Source organism: Kribbella sp. NPDC104218, from assembly GCF_055584105.1.
This window is the reverse complement of the sequence record NZ_JBVJMQ010000002.1, coordinates 601,757-620,222: the sequence shown is the minus strand read 5'-3', so window position 1 is coordinate 620,222 and position 18,466 is coordinate 601,757. Positions and strand designations below refer to the sequence as shown.

The 18,466-nt window shown below is 72.2% G+C and carries 8 protein-coding genes and 1 tRNA gene; 7 read left to right on the top strand and 2 right to left on the bottom strand.

The features are described from left to right. The 5 genes from ACZ6ZD_RS18815 to ACZ6ZD_RS18795 all read left to right on the top strand — a co-directional run bounded on the left by ACZ6ZD_RS18815 (position 1) and on the right by ACZ6ZD_RS18795 (position 13,011). The gene (locus ACZ6ZD_RS18815; RefSeq protein ID WP_465673713.1) at positions 1-465 is read left to right on the top strand and encodes a redoxin domain-containing protein; all 465 of its coding nucleotides are present in this window, start codon (positions 1-3) and stop codon (positions 463-465) included. A 21-nt stretch (positions 466-486) separates the two neighbouring features. Then, positions 487-563, top strand: a tRNA-Val gene (locus tag ACZ6ZD_RS18810). Positions 564-861: 298 nt separating this feature from the next. After that, a complete protein-coding gene (locus tag ACZ6ZD_RS18805) occupies positions 862-1,461 on the top strand; it encodes an ABATE domain-containing protein (RefSeq protein ID WP_465673711.1) in 600 nt (199 codons plus the stop codon). Next, complete coding sequence (gene aac(3) / locus ACZ6ZD_RS18800) at positions 1,454-2,287, top strand: aminoglycoside 3-N-acetyltransferase (protein WP_465673709.1); 834 nt, start codon at positions 1,454-1,456, stop codon at positions 2,285-2,287. Before ACZ6ZD_RS18805 ends, aac(3) begins: the two co-directional genes overlap by 8 nt. 302 nt (positions 2,288-2,589) lie before the next feature. Further along, complete coding sequence (locus tag ACZ6ZD_RS18795; protein WP_465673707.1) at positions 2,590-13,011, top strand: amino acid adenylation domain-containing protein; 10,422 nt, start codon at positions 2,590-2,592, stop codon at positions 13,009-13,011. A gap of 322 nt (positions 13,012-13,333) precedes the next feature. Here ACZ6ZD_RS18795 and ACZ6ZD_RS18790 read toward each other — a convergent pair whose 3' ends face one another. Next, positions 13,334-14,287 carry an ROK family protein gene (locus ACZ6ZD_RS18790; protein ID WP_465673705.1) on the bottom strand — a complete coding sequence of 318 codons (954 nt, stop codon included), beginning with the start codon at positions 14,285-14,287 and terminating at the stop codon, positions 13,334-13,336. Positions 14,288-14,485: 198 nt separating this feature from the next. Between ACZ6ZD_RS18790 and ACZ6ZD_RS18785 the strand changes: the two genes are divergently transcribed. Then, positions 14,486-15,415: an ornithine cyclodeaminase family protein gene (locus ACZ6ZD_RS18785; protein ID WP_465673703.1), complete on the top strand. Its 930-nt coding sequence runs from the start codon at positions 14,486-14,488 to the stop codon at positions 15,413-15,415. A 22-nt stretch (positions 15,416-15,437) separates the two neighbouring features. After that, positions 15,438-16,919: a beta-N-acetylhexosaminidase gene (nagZ, locus tag ACZ6ZD_RS18780; RefSeq protein WP_465673701.1), complete on the top strand. Its 1,482-nt coding sequence runs from the start codon at positions 15,438-15,440 to the stop codon at positions 16,917-16,919. On the opposite strand, the gene ACZ6ZD_RS18775 is transcribed toward nagZ, so the two are convergent. Then, a complete protein-coding gene (locus ACZ6ZD_RS18775) occupies positions 16,903-18,438 on the bottom strand; it encodes an ROK family protein (protein WP_465673699.1) in 1,536 nt (511 codons plus the stop codon). The two genes, nagZ and ACZ6ZD_RS18775, sit on opposite strands and share 17 nt — an antisense overlap. Positions 18,439-18,466 lie beyond the last annotated feature (28 nt).

Here is an 18,466-nt window from a genome sequence, read left to right as displayed (position 1 = left end):
GTGACCGCTGCCGTCGGCAGCCGGGCACGCGACTTCACGACCCGCAACCAGCACGGCGAGCAGATCCGGCTCTCGCAGTACGCCGGCCGCCCCGTCGTCCTGGTGTTCTACCCGTACGCCTTCAGCGGCGTCTGCACGAGTGAGCTGAGCGCGCTCCGGGACCGGCCCGCCCTACTCGGCGCCGCCGAGTTCCTGGCCGTCTCGTGCGACCCGATTTTCACCCTGCGCGCGTACGCCGACGCCGAGCGGCTGGAATTCGGCCTCCTGACCGACTTCTGGCCGCACGGCGCCATCGCCACCGCCTACGGCGTCTTCGACCCCGCCCGCGGCGCCGCCCGCCGCGCCACCTTCGTCATCGACGCCGCCGGCGTCATCCGCTGGACCGTCCTGAACCCGAACCCCGACGCCCGGAACCCGGACGACTACGCCGCGGCGCTGGCCAAACTCGACGCCGATCTCTTGTAAGCTTCTCCGGTCGCATCACGCGGGCTGTTAGCTCAGTTGGTTAGAGCACCTCGTTTACACCGAGGGGGTCGGGGGTTCGAGTCCCTCACAGCCCACCACGCCAGTTCAAGCAGCCGTCGCGCTCGCGGGTGGAGTTGCCGCCGCCTTCCCCGCCGCAAGCCCCAACTCCTACGACAGCAGCAGTGCGTGTGGAGCCAAAGCTCGTGCCCTGGCCAACAGCGACTCCATCACCGAATGGGAGTGCAAGCAGCGCGGCAATCTGTGGGACCTGTACGTGACCTGGGCCTGACCCGCCCCGACTTTCCGGCGACCGCCCGCGCCGGACTGTTCGGCGTACGCCAGCTATGCTGACGGTTAAATAAGTCATTCACCGTCAGTCGAGCTGGGAGGTGTTGCGTGCGCCAAGAGGTGGCCGAGCTGCCGTTGCTCGGCGAGACGTTCGCGGTCGAGCTGGCGAACACGCTCTATCGCGAGGGGCAGGACGAGTTCGACTTCCTCGCCGACGGTGCGGCCGTGGCGACGTGGTTCCGGTATGCGGCGGATGCGGCAGGCATCGTCGTACCGGCGGATCTCGCGCCCGATGTGGCTGCGGCGATCCAGCGGGTCCGGGACGCCGCCCGGCTGGTCCTCGGCGAAGTCGCGGACGGCGTCCGCTCATCCGATCGGGACGACGCTGCCGACGTACTACGTCATGCGGCGGGCCATGCTGGCGCGTATCTCGCGCTCGACGTCGGGAGTGACGCGCCGTCCTGGTCCCTGCGCTACGAGGGCAGCGACCCCGACGTGTTCGTGGCCGCGACGGCAGGTCGTTGCGTGCTTTTCCTTGGAAGTGCCGACGTCAGCCGCGTTCGTCGTTGCGAACGCCCGGCGTGCTCGATGTTCTTCGTGCAGCGGCACCGCGCCCGCCGCTTCTGCCACGAATCATGCGCGCACAGCATCCGCCAGGCGCGCTACTACCGGTCCACGCTGCAGCTCCCGAGGAAGACTCATGACTGAGACCGCATTTGTCACTCGGGCCGATCTGGCCGCGGACCTTCGTCGACTCGGCCTGCGGCCTGGTGACAGCGTGCTGGCACACGGCGCGCTCAGCCGGGTCGGCCGGCTGCTCAACGGTCCGGACGCCGTTGTCGGCGCTCTCCTCGACGCCGTCTCTCCCGGTGGCGTCGTACTCGCCTACACCGATTGGGACGCGCGCTACGACGAGCTGCTCGATGCTGACGGGCGGGTGCCGGAGCGCTGGCGTCCGCACATTCCGCCATTCGACCGGCAGGCGTCCCGCGCGTCGAGGGACAACGGCGCGCTGCCCGAGTTCCTGCGCACCTGGCCACAGGCATTGCGCAGCGGATCGCCGGGCGCCTCCTTCGCCGCCCTCGGCGCGCGAGCTGACTGGTTCACCGAGGATCACCCGATCGACTACGGCTACGGCCCCGGCTCGCCGCTGGCGAAACTTGTGGCCGCCGGTGGCAAGGTCGTCATGATCGGTGCGCCCTGGGACACGATGACGCTGCTGCACCACGCCGAGCACCTGGCCGAGCTGCCGGGCAAGAAGGTGATCCGCTACGAGGTGCCGTTCGCGACCGCTGACGGTGTCGAGTGGCGACTGGTCGAGGAGTTCGACACCAGTGATCCCGTGGTCGACGGACTGGACGACGACTACTTCGCCGATATCGTCACGTCGTTCCTCGGCACTGGGCAGGGTGTCCGCGGCACTGTCGGCGCCGCGGACAGCATCCTGGTCGAGGCCCCGGCGATCTGCGCGTTCGCCGTGCGCTGGCTGGAAGAACGCCTCGGGGCCGTATCCGAAGGGCTCGCGACTCGTTGAGAACGGTGTCGGCGGGGCGGTGGAATTCTTAACTCTTCGCTGCCTGGAACGGGCTCGGTTTCGGCCCGTCCCGGCTGGTAGGGTTCACGGCTGTCGGTCGGCACGATGACGCACTGGGTCCGCCTGGTCACGCCGTCGGTCCGGCAGTCCGAAAGTTCACGGGGCAACGTGTCGGTGAGAGCGAGACGGGTGTGCCCTGAGCCCGGCTCCGTCCAGTTGGGGAGGCGCTTGTCCGTGGGTCATCGACCGGCTCGCGTCGTCGTGGTGGGCGCTGAGATGACTCCGTTGGCGGTGCGTCGGGCGTGGTGAGGAGCAGTGCGGACCGGCCGGCGATCAGCACCGGGCCGGCGTTGATGATCCCCGCGGGTTACCCGCGTGACCTGCCGAGCGCGCTGCTGCGCGCGGCCCGCGATTTCAGCGGCGCCGGCGTGGTCGAGATCGGCGCCGACGGGCGCGAGACCAAACTCGATTTCCCGACCCTGCTCGAGCTGGCCGCCCGGATCCTGGCCGGCCTGCGGGCGAACGGCGTCCGGGCCGGCGATCCCGCGGTCGTGCACTGCACCGAGCCGGTCGGGTTCTTCGCCGCGTTCTGGGCCTGCACACTCGGCGGCATCCGGCCGCTGCTGATGGCCCCCTCGCTGGAGGGCGACCGGACGGAGTCCGGCCGGGAGCGGCTGCGGACCGTCACCGACCTGCTCGGCTGGACGGTGCTGATCGGCCGCCCGTCCGACCTGCCCGACGACCTGGGCCTCCCGGTGCTCGACCCGGACGCCCTGGCCGGGCACGAGCCGACCAACGAGTTCCACCGCCCGGCCGCGGACGACGTCGCCGTCCTGATGCTGTCGTCGGGGACGACGGGCGCGCCGAAGATCGTGCAGCTCACGCACCGCGGGCTGGTCGAGTTCGCCGCGGGGACGCCGGCGATGCTGCCGGTCCGGCCCGGGCAGACCACGCTGAACTGGCTGCCGCTGGATCAGAGCGGCGCGTTCCTGCTCTACCACCTGCTGCCCGTGTTCACCGGCTGCACGAACATTCACGTCAACACCCGCTGGGTGCTCGACGACCCGCTGCGCTGGCTCGACCTGATGGACCAGCACCGGGTCAACCACTCCTGGTCGCCGAACTTCGGCTACCGGCTCGCCACCCACGCGATCGCCGGCGAGCCGGATCGGCACTGGGACCTGTCCGCGCTGCGCAGTCTGGTCAGCGGCGGGGAGCAGATCACGGTCCCGGTGATGTCGGAGTTCCTCCGGCTGACGAACCGGTTCGGCGTCGTCCCGGAGACGTTCGTGGCGGCCTGGGGGATGACCGAGACGGTCACCGGGATCACGTTCGCCCGGCCGGGGCTGACGCCGAACGTGCACCGCGTTCGCGTCCCACCGACAGGTGTCGTCGAGTGGGTCGACCAGCGCCCGTCCAGCGGGAAGGTCGCCGTCGCGCGCCCCGGCAAGCAGCGCGCGGAGGCGCCCGGCGTCCTCAGCCTGGTGTCGGTCGGCGCGCCCGCCCCCGGGACGACGGTGCGGATCGTCGCCCCGAACGGCGCCGTCCTGCCCGAGGGCCGGATCGGCCAGCTGCAGGTCGCCTCCGCGCGCGTCACCCCCGGCTACCTGGGCAACCTCGAAGCCGACCGGACGGCGTTCCCCGTCGGCAACTGGCCGGCCCGCAAATGGCTGTCGACCGGCGACCAGGGCTTCATCACCGGCGGCCAGGTCGTCATCACCGGTCGCGACAGCGAACGCGTCATCATGAGCGGCAAGCTCTACTACGCCCACGACATCGAAGCCGTCGCCGCGACCGTCGTCGGCGCCGAACACGGCCTGGTCGCCGCCTGCGGCGTCGCCGACACCGAAGCCGGCACCGACCGCCTGGTCGTCTTCTACGCGCTCACACCCGACTCCGTCCCCGGCATGGACCAGGCGATCCGCTCGCTCATCCAGTCCCGCCTCCAGCTGGCCGCCGAGGTCGTCGGCGTCCCGCGCCGCGACTTCCCGACCACCCCCGGCGGCAAAGTCCTCCGCCCCCTCCTCAAACAACGCTGGCTCGACGGCACCCTCGAAACCCCGCCCCACCCCCACATCGAACCCGCCGGCGCCACCCCCTTCTCCGGCCCCACCGGCCAAGGCCCCGAGTCCGCCACCGCCCACACCCAAACCACCCCCGCCGACGAAGACCCCACCGAACGCACCACCGAACTCCCCGTAGTCCGCCTCGCCTGGCAACGCACCCTCGCCAACTCCATCCCCACCCCACCCCAACGCCCCACCCAACTCCTAACCCCCACCGAGCACCCGACCCCCACGGACGTCGACACACCTCCGGCCGAGGCCCCCGCCGCAGATCAGCCCGTAACAGCCGAGTCCGCCGTCGCCGAGCAGCCGCCCGCCGCAGACGAGCCGGCCCCGTCGACGAAGGTCGAGTCGGCCGAGGTCGCGAATCCGTCGATCGCCCAGCCTGAGGCCGCCGCCGGTGAGTCGCCCGTCGCGCAGGAGCCCACCGCCGACGTCGACGCACCTCCGACCGAGGCCCGGGCCGATCAGCCGGTAGCAGTTGAGTCTGCTGTCGCCGCGGAGTCGACTGTCGTGGACGACCAGGCCGCGTCCACGGACGTCGAGTCGGCTGAGGCCGCGGCTCAGTCGGTCGACCAGCCCGAGTCGGTCGAGTTTGCCGCCGCCGGGGAATCGCCCGTCGCGCAGGATCCCACCGCGGACGTCGACCCAGCTCCGGCCGAGACCTCCGCCGCCGACCAGCCCGTAGCAGGCGAGTCTGTCGTCGCCGAGCAGCCGCCCGCCGCGGACGAGTCGGCCGTCGAGCAGCCCCCGTCCACGGACGTAGAGCCGACCGAGGTCGCAGATCCGCCGGTCGACCAGCCCGAGGCCGCCGACGGGGAATCGCCCGTCGCACAGGAGCCGGCCGTGGACGGCGAGTCCGCTGCTGGGGAGTCGCATGTCGTGGACGAGTCGGCCGTCGAGCTGGTCCCGTCCACGGGCGTGGAGTCGGTCGCGCATCCATCGGTTGACCAGCCCGAGGCAGTCGAGTCCGCCGCCGGTGAGTCGCCCGTCGCGGGAGAGTCGACCGTCGACGTCGAGTCTGTCGCGGGCGTGGAGTCGGGCCAGGACGTGGATCCCGCCGTCCGCGCGCCTGAGGTAGTCGAGTCAGCTGTTGCGGAGGAGCCGACCGACGAGCCGGCCCCGTCCGCAGACGTGGAGTCGGTCGCGGGCGTGGATCCGTCGGTCGACCAGTCCGAGGCGGCCGAGTCTGCCGCCGCCGGGGAGTCGCCCGCAGCGGATGTCGACGCACCGGCTTCGGCCGAACTCGCCGACCCTGCCGTCGCCTACCCCGAGTCCGCTGACACCGATGAACCGACCGCAGCGGACGTCGACGCGGATCCGACCGAGGCCGCAGTCTCTGCCGTCGACCAGCCGATGGAAGTTGAGTCTGCTGTCGCCCCGGAGCCGACTGTCGCGGACGAGCCGGACCCGTCCTCGGACGTGGAGTCGGCCGAGGCCGCGGATCCATCGGTCGACCAGTCCGAGGCGGTCGAGCCTGTCGCCGCCGGCGAGTCGAACGTCGCGCAGGAGCCGGCCGTCGAGCTGGACGTAGATGGCGAGTCCGCTGCTGGGGAGCCGCCTGTCGCGGGCGAGTCGGCCGTCGAGCAGGCCCCGTCCACGGACGTGGAGTCGGCTGAGGTCGCGGATCCGTCGGTCGACCAGCCTGAGCCTGTCGCCGCCGGGGAGTCGAACGTCGCGGACGTCGACGCGGATCCGGCCGAGGCCGCGAGCCTCGCCGTCGATCAGCCGGTGGCAGCTGAGTCTGCTGTCCCCGAGGACGCCGCTGTTGCGGAGCCGGACGCCGAGGCGGATCCGTCCGCGGACGTCGACTCTGTCGCGGGCGTGGAGTCGGGCCAGGACGTGGATCCCGCCGTCCGCGCGCCTGAGGTAGTCGAGTCCGCTGCCGGGGAGTCGCCTGTCGCGGAGCAGTCGGCCGTCGGGCCGGACGTGGAGTCGGTCGAGGTCGCGGATCCTGCAGTCGGTCAGAGCGAGGCGGTCGAGTCCGCTGGTTCGGGGGAGCTGGCCGTCGAGCAGGCTTCGTCCGCGGACGTCGAGCCAGTCGCAGGCGTGCAGTCGACGGTGGACCAGCCCGAGGAAGGCGAGTCTGCCGCCGGGGAGTCGCCCGTCGCGGAGGAGTCCGCCGCGGATGCGGATGCGGATGCGGATGCGGATCCGGCCGAGGCCGCGGTCCCGGCCGTCGATCAGCCTGGGGCGGTCGAGTCCGCCGTCGTGGGGGAGTCGGCCGTTGCGCCGGACCCGATCGCGGACGCCGAGCCTGTCGCGGGCGTGGAGCCAGGCCTGGCCACGGATCCGTCGGTTGGCCAGCCCGAGTCTGCCGTCGCCGGGGAATCGCCCGTCGCGGAAGAGTCGGACTCGGACGTGGAGTCGGTTGAGGTCGCGGGCCTTGCCGCCGACCAGCCCGAGCCGGTTGCTGTCGCCGAGGACGCCGCTGTCGCGGAGGAGCTGGCTGCCGCGCCGGACGTGGAGTCGGTCGAGGGCGTGGATTCTGCGGTCGGTCAGGCCGAGGCGGTCGAGCCTGCTGTTGCTGGGGAGTCGACGGTCGCGGAGGAACCGGGCGTCGAGCCGGGCCAGTCCGCGGACGTGAAGCCGGTCGAGGTGGCGGGCTCTGCGATCGGTCAGCCCGAGGCAGCTGAGTCTGCTGGTGCGGGGGAGTCGGCTGTAGCGGACGAGTTGTCCGTCGAGTCGAGCCTGGTCGCGGACGTCGGGTCGGTCGCGGGTTCGGCGCGGGGCGCGGGTTCTGGTGTCGACCGGCCGGTGGCTGTTGAGTCTGGTGTCGCCGGGGAATCGGCCGACGCGGAGGATTCGGCTGTCGGGCCGGGCCCGTCCGCGGGGGCTGTCGTCGGGCAGGCTGCGGCTGTTGAGCCGGGAGCGGTTGTGGGCGCGGGGGCGGCTCAGGTTGCGGGGGCTGGTGTGGGGCGGGCTGTGGGGGCTCGGGGTGGGAAGGCGGGGGTTGACGGGGTTGCGGTGGTGGGGTTGGCCGGGAGGTTCCCGGGGGCGGAGACGCTCGAGGGGTTTTGGGACAACCTGGTCGGCGGGGTCGAGAGTGTGGGCCGGGCCGGTGGGGTGCTGGATGATGTGGAGTCGTTCGACGCGAAGTTCTTCGGGTTGAGCGACCGTGAGGCCGAGTTGATGGACCCGGCGCAGCGGTTGTTCCTCGAGGTGTGTCACCAGGCGCTCGAACACGGTGGTTACGGCGGTACGACGAATCGGGTCGGTGTGTTCGCCGGTTCCGGGATGAACCTGTACGGACGCCAGCCGCAGCCGCGTGATTCGCTCGCGGCGCGGGTCGCGTACCGGCTCGGTCTTACTGGCCCGGCCATCGGCGTCCAGTCGGCGTGGTCGTCGTCGTTGGTCGCGGTGCATCTGGCCTGTCAGGCCCTTCGTTCCGGGGACGCCGATCTCGCGCTCGCCGGTGCCGCCGCCGTCCAGGTGCCGCAGGCAACGGGTCCGGAGCCGAGTGACGTGCTGTCGCCGTCCGGCCATGCGCGCGCGTTCGATGCGGCCGCCGACGGCACGGTCGGGGGGAACGGCGTCGCCGCCGTCCTGCTCAAGCGCCTCGACCAGGCTGTTGCGGACGGCGACACCGTGTACGCCGTCGTCCGCGGCACCGCGGTCAGCAGCGAGGACACCCCGGGTGGCAACCAGGCCGACCTGATCGAGCGCGCCCTCCAGCGCGCCGGCTTCGCGGCCGACTCGCTCAGCTACCTGGAGGCGAACGCGATCGGTAGCGGTCCGGCCGACGCCGCCGAGGTCCGCGCGCTGTCGGCGGCCCTGCGCCGGCACACCGACAAGATCGGTTTCTGCACGATCGGCTCGGTGAAGCCGAATATCGGCCACCTCGACAGCGCCGCCGGGATGGCCGGCCTGATCAAGACGATCCTGATGCTCCAGCACCGGATGCTGGTCCCGACGATCAACTACCGCGAGCCGAACCCGGCGCTCGGCCTCGACGGCAGCCCGTTCACGATCGGTACCGAGGCCCGCGACTGGGAGTCCGGGACGACGTTGCGCGCCGGCGTCAGCGCGCTCGACGAGGGCGGCACGAACGCTCACGTCATCCTCGAGGAGCCGCCGCGCCAGGTCCGCCGCGGTGACGACGGCCCTGTCGTCCTGCCGCTCTCAGCCCCCGACCCGGATGCCCTGACCGACCTGGTCGAGCTCTACCGCACCGACCTCGGCCACGGCACCGGCCACCGCCTGATCGACCTCGCCGGGACGACGGCGCTCGGCCGGTCCGCGCACCGGCACCGCATCGCCGTCGCGGGCGCCACCGAGGCCGAGCTCGTCGACGCGCTCGGCTCGGCGCAGTCGACCGAGGCCCCACGCGGCGGCCCCGGCCCGCTTGGCTATGCCTTCACCGGCCAGGGCGCGGCTCGCCGCGGGATGGCGGCCGGGCTCGCGGCCCGCTTCCCGGTCTTCCGCGCCGTCCTCGACGAGTGCGACCGCGTGTACGCCGAGGAGACCGGCGGCAGCCTGCTCGAGCTGCTCCTGACGCCGGCCGGTTCCGACGGCGTCTGGCCGACCGAGACCGCGCAGCCCGCGCTCTTCGCGTTCGAGCTGGCGCTGGCCCGGCTCTGGCAGTCGTTCGGCGTCCAGCCCGCGCTGGTCGTCGGCCACAGCGTGGGTGAGTACGCCGCGCTCTGCGTTGCCGAGGCGCTCTCCCTCGCGGACGGCGTCCGCCTGACCGCCAAGCGCGGTGAGCTGATGCAGCGCGGGACGGCGCCCGGCGCGATGGTCTCGGTCCGCGCCGATGCCGACCGCGTCCGCGAGCTGGCTCGCGCGTCCGGCGTGGAGATTGCCGCCGGCAACGGTCCGCAGTCCTATGTGCTGAGCGGCTCCGAGGTGATCGTCGGTCAGCTGGCCGAGCAGCTCGACCAGCTGCAGGTCGCGTACCAGCGGCTGGACGTCGATCGCGCGTTCCACAGCTCGCTGGTCGAGCCGATCCTGTCCGACTTCGCGGAGATCGTCCGCGGGATCACGCTGAAGCCGTTGCGGACGCCGATGGTGTCGAGCTGGTCGGGTGAGCTGCTCGAGTCCGGCACGGTCCTGGACAGCGAATACCTGGTCGGTCAGCTGCGTCAGCCGGTGCTCTTCGGCGACGCCGTCGAGGCGGTCACCGCCGCCGGGTGCCGCCGTTTCCTGGAGCTCGGCCCGGATGCCGTCCTCAGCCCGGCCGGACGCCGAATCGCGCCGAACAGCACGTGGATCCCGGCCCAGCGGCTCGGGCAGGACGCGGTGCTCGCCACGATGAACGGTCTGGCCGAGCTCTACGAGCAGGGCACCGAGATCAACTGGTCGAAGGTGTACGCGTTCAGCGGTCGCGTCCCGCTGCCGACGTACCCGTTCCGCCGCGTGCACCACTCGATCGAGACCCCGGCGCCGACGGCCGCCGCGGCGCCCGAGGGCCGCAGCCAGGTGAGCGCGTTCGAGCGCGCCGCCCGGGCGCAGACGGTCGGGTCGACGGCCGCGGTGAAGCGGATCCCGCTGGACCCGCCGGCCGAGGTCGCCGAGGTCGAGGCCGCCGACGACCACCTCGACGAGGAGTCGCCGTTCGCGCTGCCGGCCGAGACGCATTCGGTCGACGCCGACTACCTGGCTCAGGCCGGGTCGCTGTCGGGGGACGAGGTGTCCGCCGAGCGGTACCGCGACGCGCTGGACGCCGTCCTCGATCTGACCTGTGAAGAGTTGCGGCTCGACCCGTACGACCTGACCGTTGACCACACCTTCGCGGAGCTGGGCGCCACGCCGGAGTCGATGGCGCCGGTGATCGACCAGATCAACGAGCGGTTCACCGTCGAGCTGACGCCGGGTGAGTTGTTCGGCGCGTTCACCACACCGCACAAGCTGGCCACCGCGGTCGCCGTCCAGACCGCGCGGGCGGACGCCGAAGAAGAAGTTGCGGAGAGCAACGAAGAACCGGAAACCCCTGTCGCAGAAGCGGTTTCGGTGCCGGTGGTCGAGCTGGCCGTGGCCGAGGTCGGCGCCGACACGCACGATCCGAGGACGGCGCTCGCCGTCCTCGGGTCCGGTCTCGCGGAGCTGGCCGCGAAGGTGGACGAGGCCGCGGCCGCGACGGGTGCGGCCGAGCTGCCGGGCAGCGGGATGGCCGCCTTGATGTCGCAGCAACTGCGGGTCGCGGGTCAGCTCGTCGAGGGCGTGACCAAGCTGATGACCGAGCAGCTCGCCCTGCTGAACGACGTGCAGACCGCGCAAGCGGTAGCGCCGGCTGACGAAGAAGAGGCCGAAGGCAACGAAGCGGACCTCGAGAACGAAGCCAACGAAGCCAACGACGACAGCGCCCCGGTGGCCGTGGTCGCCGTGCCGGACGACGAGCTGCCCGGCCTGGTCGACGAGGATCCGCGGGAGCGCGAGCTGCGGCGGGTGATCGTCGAGCAGGAGGTCGCGCCGTCGGTCGCCGGCTGGCGCCGCGATCTCGGCTACTGGCAGGTGGCGCTCGCGGGCGCCGAGCCGTTGGTGTTGCCGGCGGACGGCGTCCGCACGGGCAAGGTCGCCTCGGTGAAGCTGGAGCTGACCGACGAGCTGGGTGACGAGGTGTTCGTCTTCAGCCGGGAGCGCAAGGTCAGCCCGCTGATGACGATGCTGGCCGCCGTCGGCACGGTCCTCGGCCGGTTCGCGGCGCAGGACGACGTCACGATCGGCTCGGCCCTGATCCGCCCGCAGGGCGACACCTCCGCGGCCCCGCGGCGTGCGTTGCCGATCCGGATCGACCTGTCCGGCGAGCCGGATCTGGGCGAGCTGGCGCACCGCGTGCGCGACGTCACGACCGGCGCGTTCGAACACGCCGGTACCGATCTCGCCATCCTGGAGCGCGACCCGCTCTTCCAGGTCCTGGTCGAGTTCGAGGACGGTGACGACGACCTCCCCGAGCCGCTCGACCTGCGCCTGCGCCTGACCCACCACGGCGCCGGGATCACCTGTACGGCGGACTATCGCGAAGGTCTGCTGCATCGCAGCACGATCGACCGGCTGCTCAACTACCTGCAGGCCGTGTTGCACCGGGCAACCAATGAGCCCCGGCTGCGGCTGCCGCAGCTGATGCAGCCGATCGCCTCGGATCTCGAAGCGCTCCGGCGGCTGGAGGGCGATCTCGAGCCGGTCGGCCCGATCGGCCGGAGCCGCCGGGACGCCGTCGTCGCCGGTGAGCTGAGCGGTCTGCACACGCTCTTCGAGCAGCAGGTCGCCCGCACGCCGGACGCCGTGGCGGTTGCCCAGGGCAACCGTGAGCTCACTTACGCCGAGCTCGATCGGCGCGCGAACGCCGTCGCCTGGCAGCTCGCCGATCTCGGCGTGAAACCTGGCCAACTGGTCGCGGTCCGGGTTGCCCGCGGCACCGAGCTGGTCGTCGCGGTGCTCGCCGTCCTCAAGTCCGGCGCGGCGTACCTCCCGCTGGATCCCGGCGTACCCGAGTCGCGCTGGGCCTTCATGGTGAACGACGCTTCGGCGGTCGCCCTGGTCGGCGACGACGCCGCGCTCGCGGACCGGCTCGGCCTGACGCTCGTCCCGGTTGCGGCCGTCGACGGCGACCCGCGGGCCCGGCAGGCGCCGCCCGTCCAGGCTGCGGCCGACGACATCGCCTACTGCATCTACATCTCCGGTGCGAACGGCAACCCGAAGGGCGTCCTCGTCCCGCATCGCGGCCCGGTCAACCTCGTCCGGCACTACCTGCGGACGCGCAGCTCCCTGCGCACTCTGCAGTGGACGTCGTTCGGCTTCGACGTCCACGTGCAGGAGATGTTCACCGCGCTCGCCTCAGGCGCCGGGCTGGTGCTGATCGGCGAGGACGACCGCTACGACCCGGACGCCGTGATCGCCGCGCTGCGCGACCACAAGGTCGAGCGGCTGTTCATGACGTTCAGCCCGCTGACCGCGCTGCTCGCGACGATGCGCCGGCTGCCGGAGCTGCCCGCGCTGCGCGAGATCGTCGCCGGCGGTGAGGCGATGGTGCTCACGCACAAGGTGCGCGAGTTCCTCGACGCGCATCCGGCCTGCCGGTTGTTCAACGAGTACGGCCCGGTCGAGGCGTCGATCGTGACCACGATCCACGAGGTCGACCCGGCCGAGGACCGGCCGTCGATCGGCCGCCCGGTGGACGGCGTCGCCGTCCGGCTGCTCGACCAGGCGCTGCGCCCGGTGCCGGTCGGCGGGGTCGGCGAGATCCACCTCGGCGGCGCGGCCGTTGCCCAGGGCTACCTCGGCCGGCCCGAGGAGACCGAGCTGATGTTCGTGCCGGACCCGGTGCACCCGGGCGGCCGGCTCTACCGCACCCGGGATCTGGGCCGCTGGCGGCCGGACGGCACGCTGGAGTACCTCGGCCGCGCCGACGACCAGGTGAAGATCCGCGGCCACCGCGTGGAGCCGGGGGAGACCGAGCACGTGCTCGCCGACCAGCCCGGCGTGATCGACGCGGTCGTTGTCGCGAACAACGACCCGGGCGGTGACACCTGCCTGATCGGGTACGTCGTCCTGGAGGACAGCGACCCGGCGGTGCTGGCCCGGCTGATGCTCGACCTGGGCAAGGAGCTGCCGATCTACCTGGTCCCGGCGGACCTGATCCCGATCGAGGAGCTCCCGCTCGACGACAACGGCCGGCTCGATCGCGGCCGGTTGCCCGAGCCGGAGTGGCTGCGCCCCTAGGGCAACGAGTAGAGCGGTCCTCTACCCTCCCGAGGACCGTTCGCACTCACCTGCGGGGCTGCCGGGCATGGCGGCCCCCGAACGCGGGGGCGGCGGATGGTCTCCCCTCCGCCGCCACACGCGTTCCGGTCGGTCCACGGCCCCCCATCGACCGACCTTGCCCGGTTGGTCCAGGCCCCCCTCGACCAACCGTGGATGACGTGCCCCCACCCCATCCATCCGTTGCATCGTGGGGAACGCAGTCGTCGTTACACGAAACGCACTAATTGGTAAGAATTGCGCAAAATTGCGCGCTCAAACCTTTGCCGGACGAGGCGGCTGTTCAGCCGATCGAGGCCCACGCCTGGTGGGCCGCGCCGAGCAGACCCGCGTTGTCGAGCTGCGCCGGGACGACGCTCAGCTCGGTCACGAACGGGAGCTGCGCGAGCCGCTTGACCCAGGCCTGCACCGGGTCGAACAACACCGGGCCGGCCTTCGAGACGCCGCCGCCGATCACGACCGTGGTCAGGTCGACGGTCACGGCGGTCGCGATGATCCCGGCCGCGAGGGCCTGCGCGCCGTCGTCGAAGGCAGCCAGGGCGAGCTCGTCCCCGGCGGCGGCGTCCGCAGCCAGGACGGCGGCGTCCACCTGCTCGCTGGAGCGCCAGCCGCGGCGCTGGGCCCGGGCGACCATCCGCGGGCCGCTCGCGTAGGTCTCGACACAGCCGAACGAGCCGCAGGCGCAGGCTTCGCCGTCCAGGTCCACGACGACGTGGCCGATATGAGCCGCGTTCCCGGACTGGCCGAGCAGGGGCCGCCCGTTCAGGACGATGCCGCCGCCGACTCCGGTCGAGACGACGATGCCGAGCAACGTGTCGGCGTCCCGGCCGGCGCCGGTCCAGAATTCGCCGAGCGCGAAGCAGTGCCCGTCCACGCCCAGCGTCACCGGGACGCCGGCCAGCTCGCGGACCCGGTCCACCAGCGGGAAGTTGCGCCAGCCGGGGATGTTCACGGGCGAGATCAGGCCGTGGACGGCGTCCAGCGGGCCGGCCGAGCCGATACCGACCGCGATCGGGCTCGCGTCGCCGCGCACCCGCTCGACCAGGACGGCGAGCGCCGCGAACACCTCGGCGCCGCTGCCGGCCGGGGTCGCGATCCGGTCCTGGACGAGGATCGTCCCGTCCGCGGAGACCAGCGCGGCGGCCATCTTCGTGCCGCCGATGTCGATCCCGAGAACCGCATCCGGTCCGTGCGGGGACGACTCCGGGCCGGAGTGGCGGGTGCGCTGCGCTGTCACGTGATGGGCTCCGTCGGGGGCGGCCAATGTCGAGAGACAACGTTATCTGTAGTCGGCCAGATCGGCGAGTGGAGATCGGAACCAATCTGCGCCGAACCTGCATAAACGAGCGTTCGCCTGCCCTTGACATGGCCTGACAACGATGGCGTTCAGACCACTTCCGAACCGGTTGCGGCGCGGCTGTGAGACCGTGGTCGCGTGACAGGACTGGGGACGCCGGCGCAGTTCACCGCGGACGACGTCCGGGCGGTGCCGCCGGAGCGGATCGTGGCGGGAATCCGGGCGGCGGCGGCCGATCCGGCGACCCTGGAGCGGAGCGCGCCGCGGTCGGCGTTCCCGGCGCCCGGCGGCGAGCTGCTGCTGATGCCGGCCACCGACGACCAGCTCACCGGGGTGAAGATCGCGACCATTGCCCCGGACAACCGCACGCTCGGATTGCCCCGGGTGCAGGGCGTGTACGCGCTGTTCGACGCGACCACGCTGACTCCGGTCGCCGTCATCGACGCCGTCGAGCTGACCGCCGTCCGGACGGCGGGCGTGTCAATGGTCGGCATCGAGGCCCTCGGCGGCGCGTCCGGCCGGACGGCGATCGTCGGGACCAGCGTGCAGGCTCGCAGTCACCTGCGTTTGCTGGCCGAGCTGGGCTGGTCGCGCGAGTTCACCGTGCACGGACGCCGGGCCGAGGCGGTCGATGAGCTGGTGAGCTCTGCGAGTGCTCTCGGCGTCGACGTCCGAGCTGGTACGCCGGACGACCTCGCGCGGGCCGGTCTGGTCGTCTGCTGCACCTCAGCGAGCGCTCCGGTGGTGGGCGAGCTGGCGGACGACGTACTGGCTGTTGCCGTCGGCTCCCATACGCCGACGGCCGCTGAGCTGCCTGCGGCGCTGTTCAATGGAGCGCAGGTGGTGGTCGAGGCGCGGGCCACGCTGGCGACCGAGGCGGGGGATGTGATCCAGGCGATCGAGGCCGGTGCGTTGACCGCGGCGGAGGTCGTCGAGCTGGGGGCTGTGCTGCGCGGCGACGTCCAGCCTGATCGGGGCCGGCGGCGGATCTTCAAGAGCGTCGGGATGGCCTGGCAGGACCTGGCCGTCGCGACGGCGGTTTTCCGACATGGGGTGGCGAACGCGTAGGCCGCCGGGAGAGGGTGTGGGGATGACCGATCACCTGGCACGTGATGCCGCCGGCGCGCTCATCGTCGGCCTCCCCGGGACCACCGCCTCCGACGACCTCCGCCGCGCGGTCGCCGGCGGGCTCGGCGCCGTCATCCTGTTCACCCGCAACGTCACCGACACCGACCAGGTGATCGCGCTGACGTCCAGCCTGCGGGCCGAGCGGCCGGACCTGATCATCGCGATCGACCACGAGGGCGGCGAGTTCAGCCACCTCGCGCCGGCCGACCGGTGGCCGCTGTCCTCACCGCGGACGCTCGGCGATCTGGACGACGTCGACCTGACCCGCGCCTCCGCGCGGGACGCGGCCGCGACGCTGGCCTCGCTCGGTATCGACCTGATGCTGTCGCCGTCGGTCGACGTGAACAGCAACCCGGCGAACCCGATCATCTCGACCCGCTCGTTCGGTACGACGGCCGATCGGGTCGCGCGGCACGGCGTCGCGTTCATCGAGGGCGTCCTCGAGGCCGGGATCGCGGCCTGCCCGAAGCACTTCCCGGGGCACGGCGACGTCGCCGTCGACTCGCACCTGGACCTGCCGCGGGTGGATCGGTCGATCGCGGAGGTACAGGCGGTCGAGCTGGCGCCGTTCAAGGCGGCGATCGCGGCCGGGGCCGACGTCATCATGAGCGCGCACATCGTCTTCTCGGCGTACGACGACCTGCCGGCGACGCTGTCGCACCGGATCCTGACCGGGTTGCTGCGCGACGAGCTGGGCTTCGGCGGCGTGATCACCACCGACGCGCTGGAGATGCAGGCGATCACCAAGACGCAGTCCATCGAGGACGCCGCGGTCGCGTCGATCCGCGCGGGTGCGGACCTGGCGATGATCGCGACCGGGACGGCGGACGCCGCCGCGCTGACCGCACGCATTGTCGATGCCGTGGGCAACGGTTTGCTGCCGGGGGAGCGGGTCGCCGAGGCGGCCGGGCGGGTGCGGGCGCTGGCCGCGGCGCTCGCCGAGCGCAAGCGGCAGCCCGGGTTCGACGGGGCGCCGGTGCGTGAGGTGGCCGAGCGGGTGGTCGCCGGTCAGACGTTCCCCGCGCTGGGCGGCGCGCCGTACGTCGTCGATCTCGCGCAGGGGCTGCACCCGGCGTGGCACCCGTACTTCAGCGGCCTGCCGGAGATCTTCGCCGAGGTCATCCCGTCATCGGACGGCGTCGTCCTGCGCGGCCGGCATCACGCTGAAGGCGCGGAGTCCGCCGACGGCGTCGCAGCCGCGATCGCCGCGGCCTCGGGCCGTCCACTGGTGGTCGCCGTCCAGGACGCCGTCCGGACGCCGTGGATTCGCGAGGCGCTCGGCGCGCTGCTCGAAGGGCGTTCGGCCGCCGACGCTTTCGTCTTGTGCACCGGCATCCCCGAGGACCAGGCCCTGGTCCCCGACGGCATCCCGTCGGCGGTCACCACCGGCCGCAACGTCGTCGTCCTGCAAGCCGTCGCTCAGGCGCTCAGCCGCCCGGCCTGAGCTCCAGATCGAGCGCATGCGCCTCCACGTAGTTGAGCGCATGCCGCACCGCCCCCACCGAAACGATCGCATCCCCCAACGACGACACCGCCACCCGCGGCGGTGTCGTCGTGAACCCACTCAGCTCCTCCTCGATCTCCGGCACCAACACCCCCGCGGCCGCCGCCACCCCACCCCCCAGCACCACCAACTCCGGATTGAACAAGATCCCCAACGTCGCAATCACCCGCGCCGTCCGCCGAGCCACCCCCCGAAGGATGCCCAAAGCAACAACATCCCCACCCGCCGCCGCCGCGAACACGTCCTCAGCCGAAACCCCCGACACCGCAACTCCCACCGACCCAGCCAACTGTGTCGAGACGGAGGAGTTGTCCACCAGGCCCGCTCCCTGGGCGACAGTTCCACCGGTGCCGGCCCCGGCTGCAGCTTCAGCCGTCGCGCCCTGGGCGAGAGCTCCACGGGTGTCAGCCTCGGCGGCACTTCCACCCCCCGACGCCGCAGCTGTTGTCGACCCAGACAGCTGTGTCGAGGCGGAGGGGGTATCCACCAGGCCTGCTCCCTGGGCGACAGTTCCACTGGTGCCGGCCCCGGCTGCAGCTCCGCCGGCGGCTGCGGCGGCTACTGCGTCCTGGGTGGCTGTTCCACCGGCGTCGGCTGGGGCTCGCAGCTGTCGGAGGGTTGTTTGGGTGGTGGGGTCGGCGAGGGCTTGGGCGGCGGCGGTTCGGATGGTTCGGGCGATGCCGTGGGTGGTGCCGACGCCTTCGACGAGTTTGAGGTAGAGCATTTCGCCGGCGCCGCCGCGGGAGCCGTGCAGGAGGCGGCCGGAGTCCATCAGGCCGGAGCCGAAGCGTTCGCCGGCGAGGAGGACGGCGAGGTCGTCGACGTTCTGGGCGACGCCGCGCCAGTGTTCGCCGAGGGTGGCGAGGTTGGCGTCGTTCTCGAGCAGGGCGGGCCAGTGATGGCGGGCGCTGAGGTGGGCGCCCAGGCCGGGGTCGAAGAGGCGCCAGAACTCGTCGTCGGCGAGGATGTGCCCGGCGCGGTCGACGGGGGCGGCGACGCCGATCCCGGCGGCGAGGACCTGGGCGTGGGTGACGCCGGCGGCGGCGAGCGCTTCGCCGATGGCCTCGTCGACGAGCTCGGTGCGCTCGGCGGGAGTTTTGACCGCCGCGAGGGAGCGGCCGGCCTTGGCGACGGTGGCGCCGCGCAGGTCGGCGAGCAGGACGGTGCTGCGGGCCGCGCCGATGTCGATCCCGAGGACGTACCCGGCCCGGCTGTTGAACTCGAACCGCCGCGACGGCCGCCCGACCGTGGAGTGGCCCGGGTCCAGCTCGACGACCCAGCCCATCTCGATCAGGTCGTTGCAGACCGCGTGCACGGTGGCCCGGGTCAGCCCGGTCGCCTCGATCAGGCCGGTCCCCGTCATCACGCCGGCCCGGGACAGGACGCCGAGCAGTTTCGCCGCGTTCACCCGGCGGAGCAGCGGCGGTGTCGCCGCCGCGGTGATCGAATCCGTCGCCATCGCCGCCTCTTGACCTCGTCAGGAACCA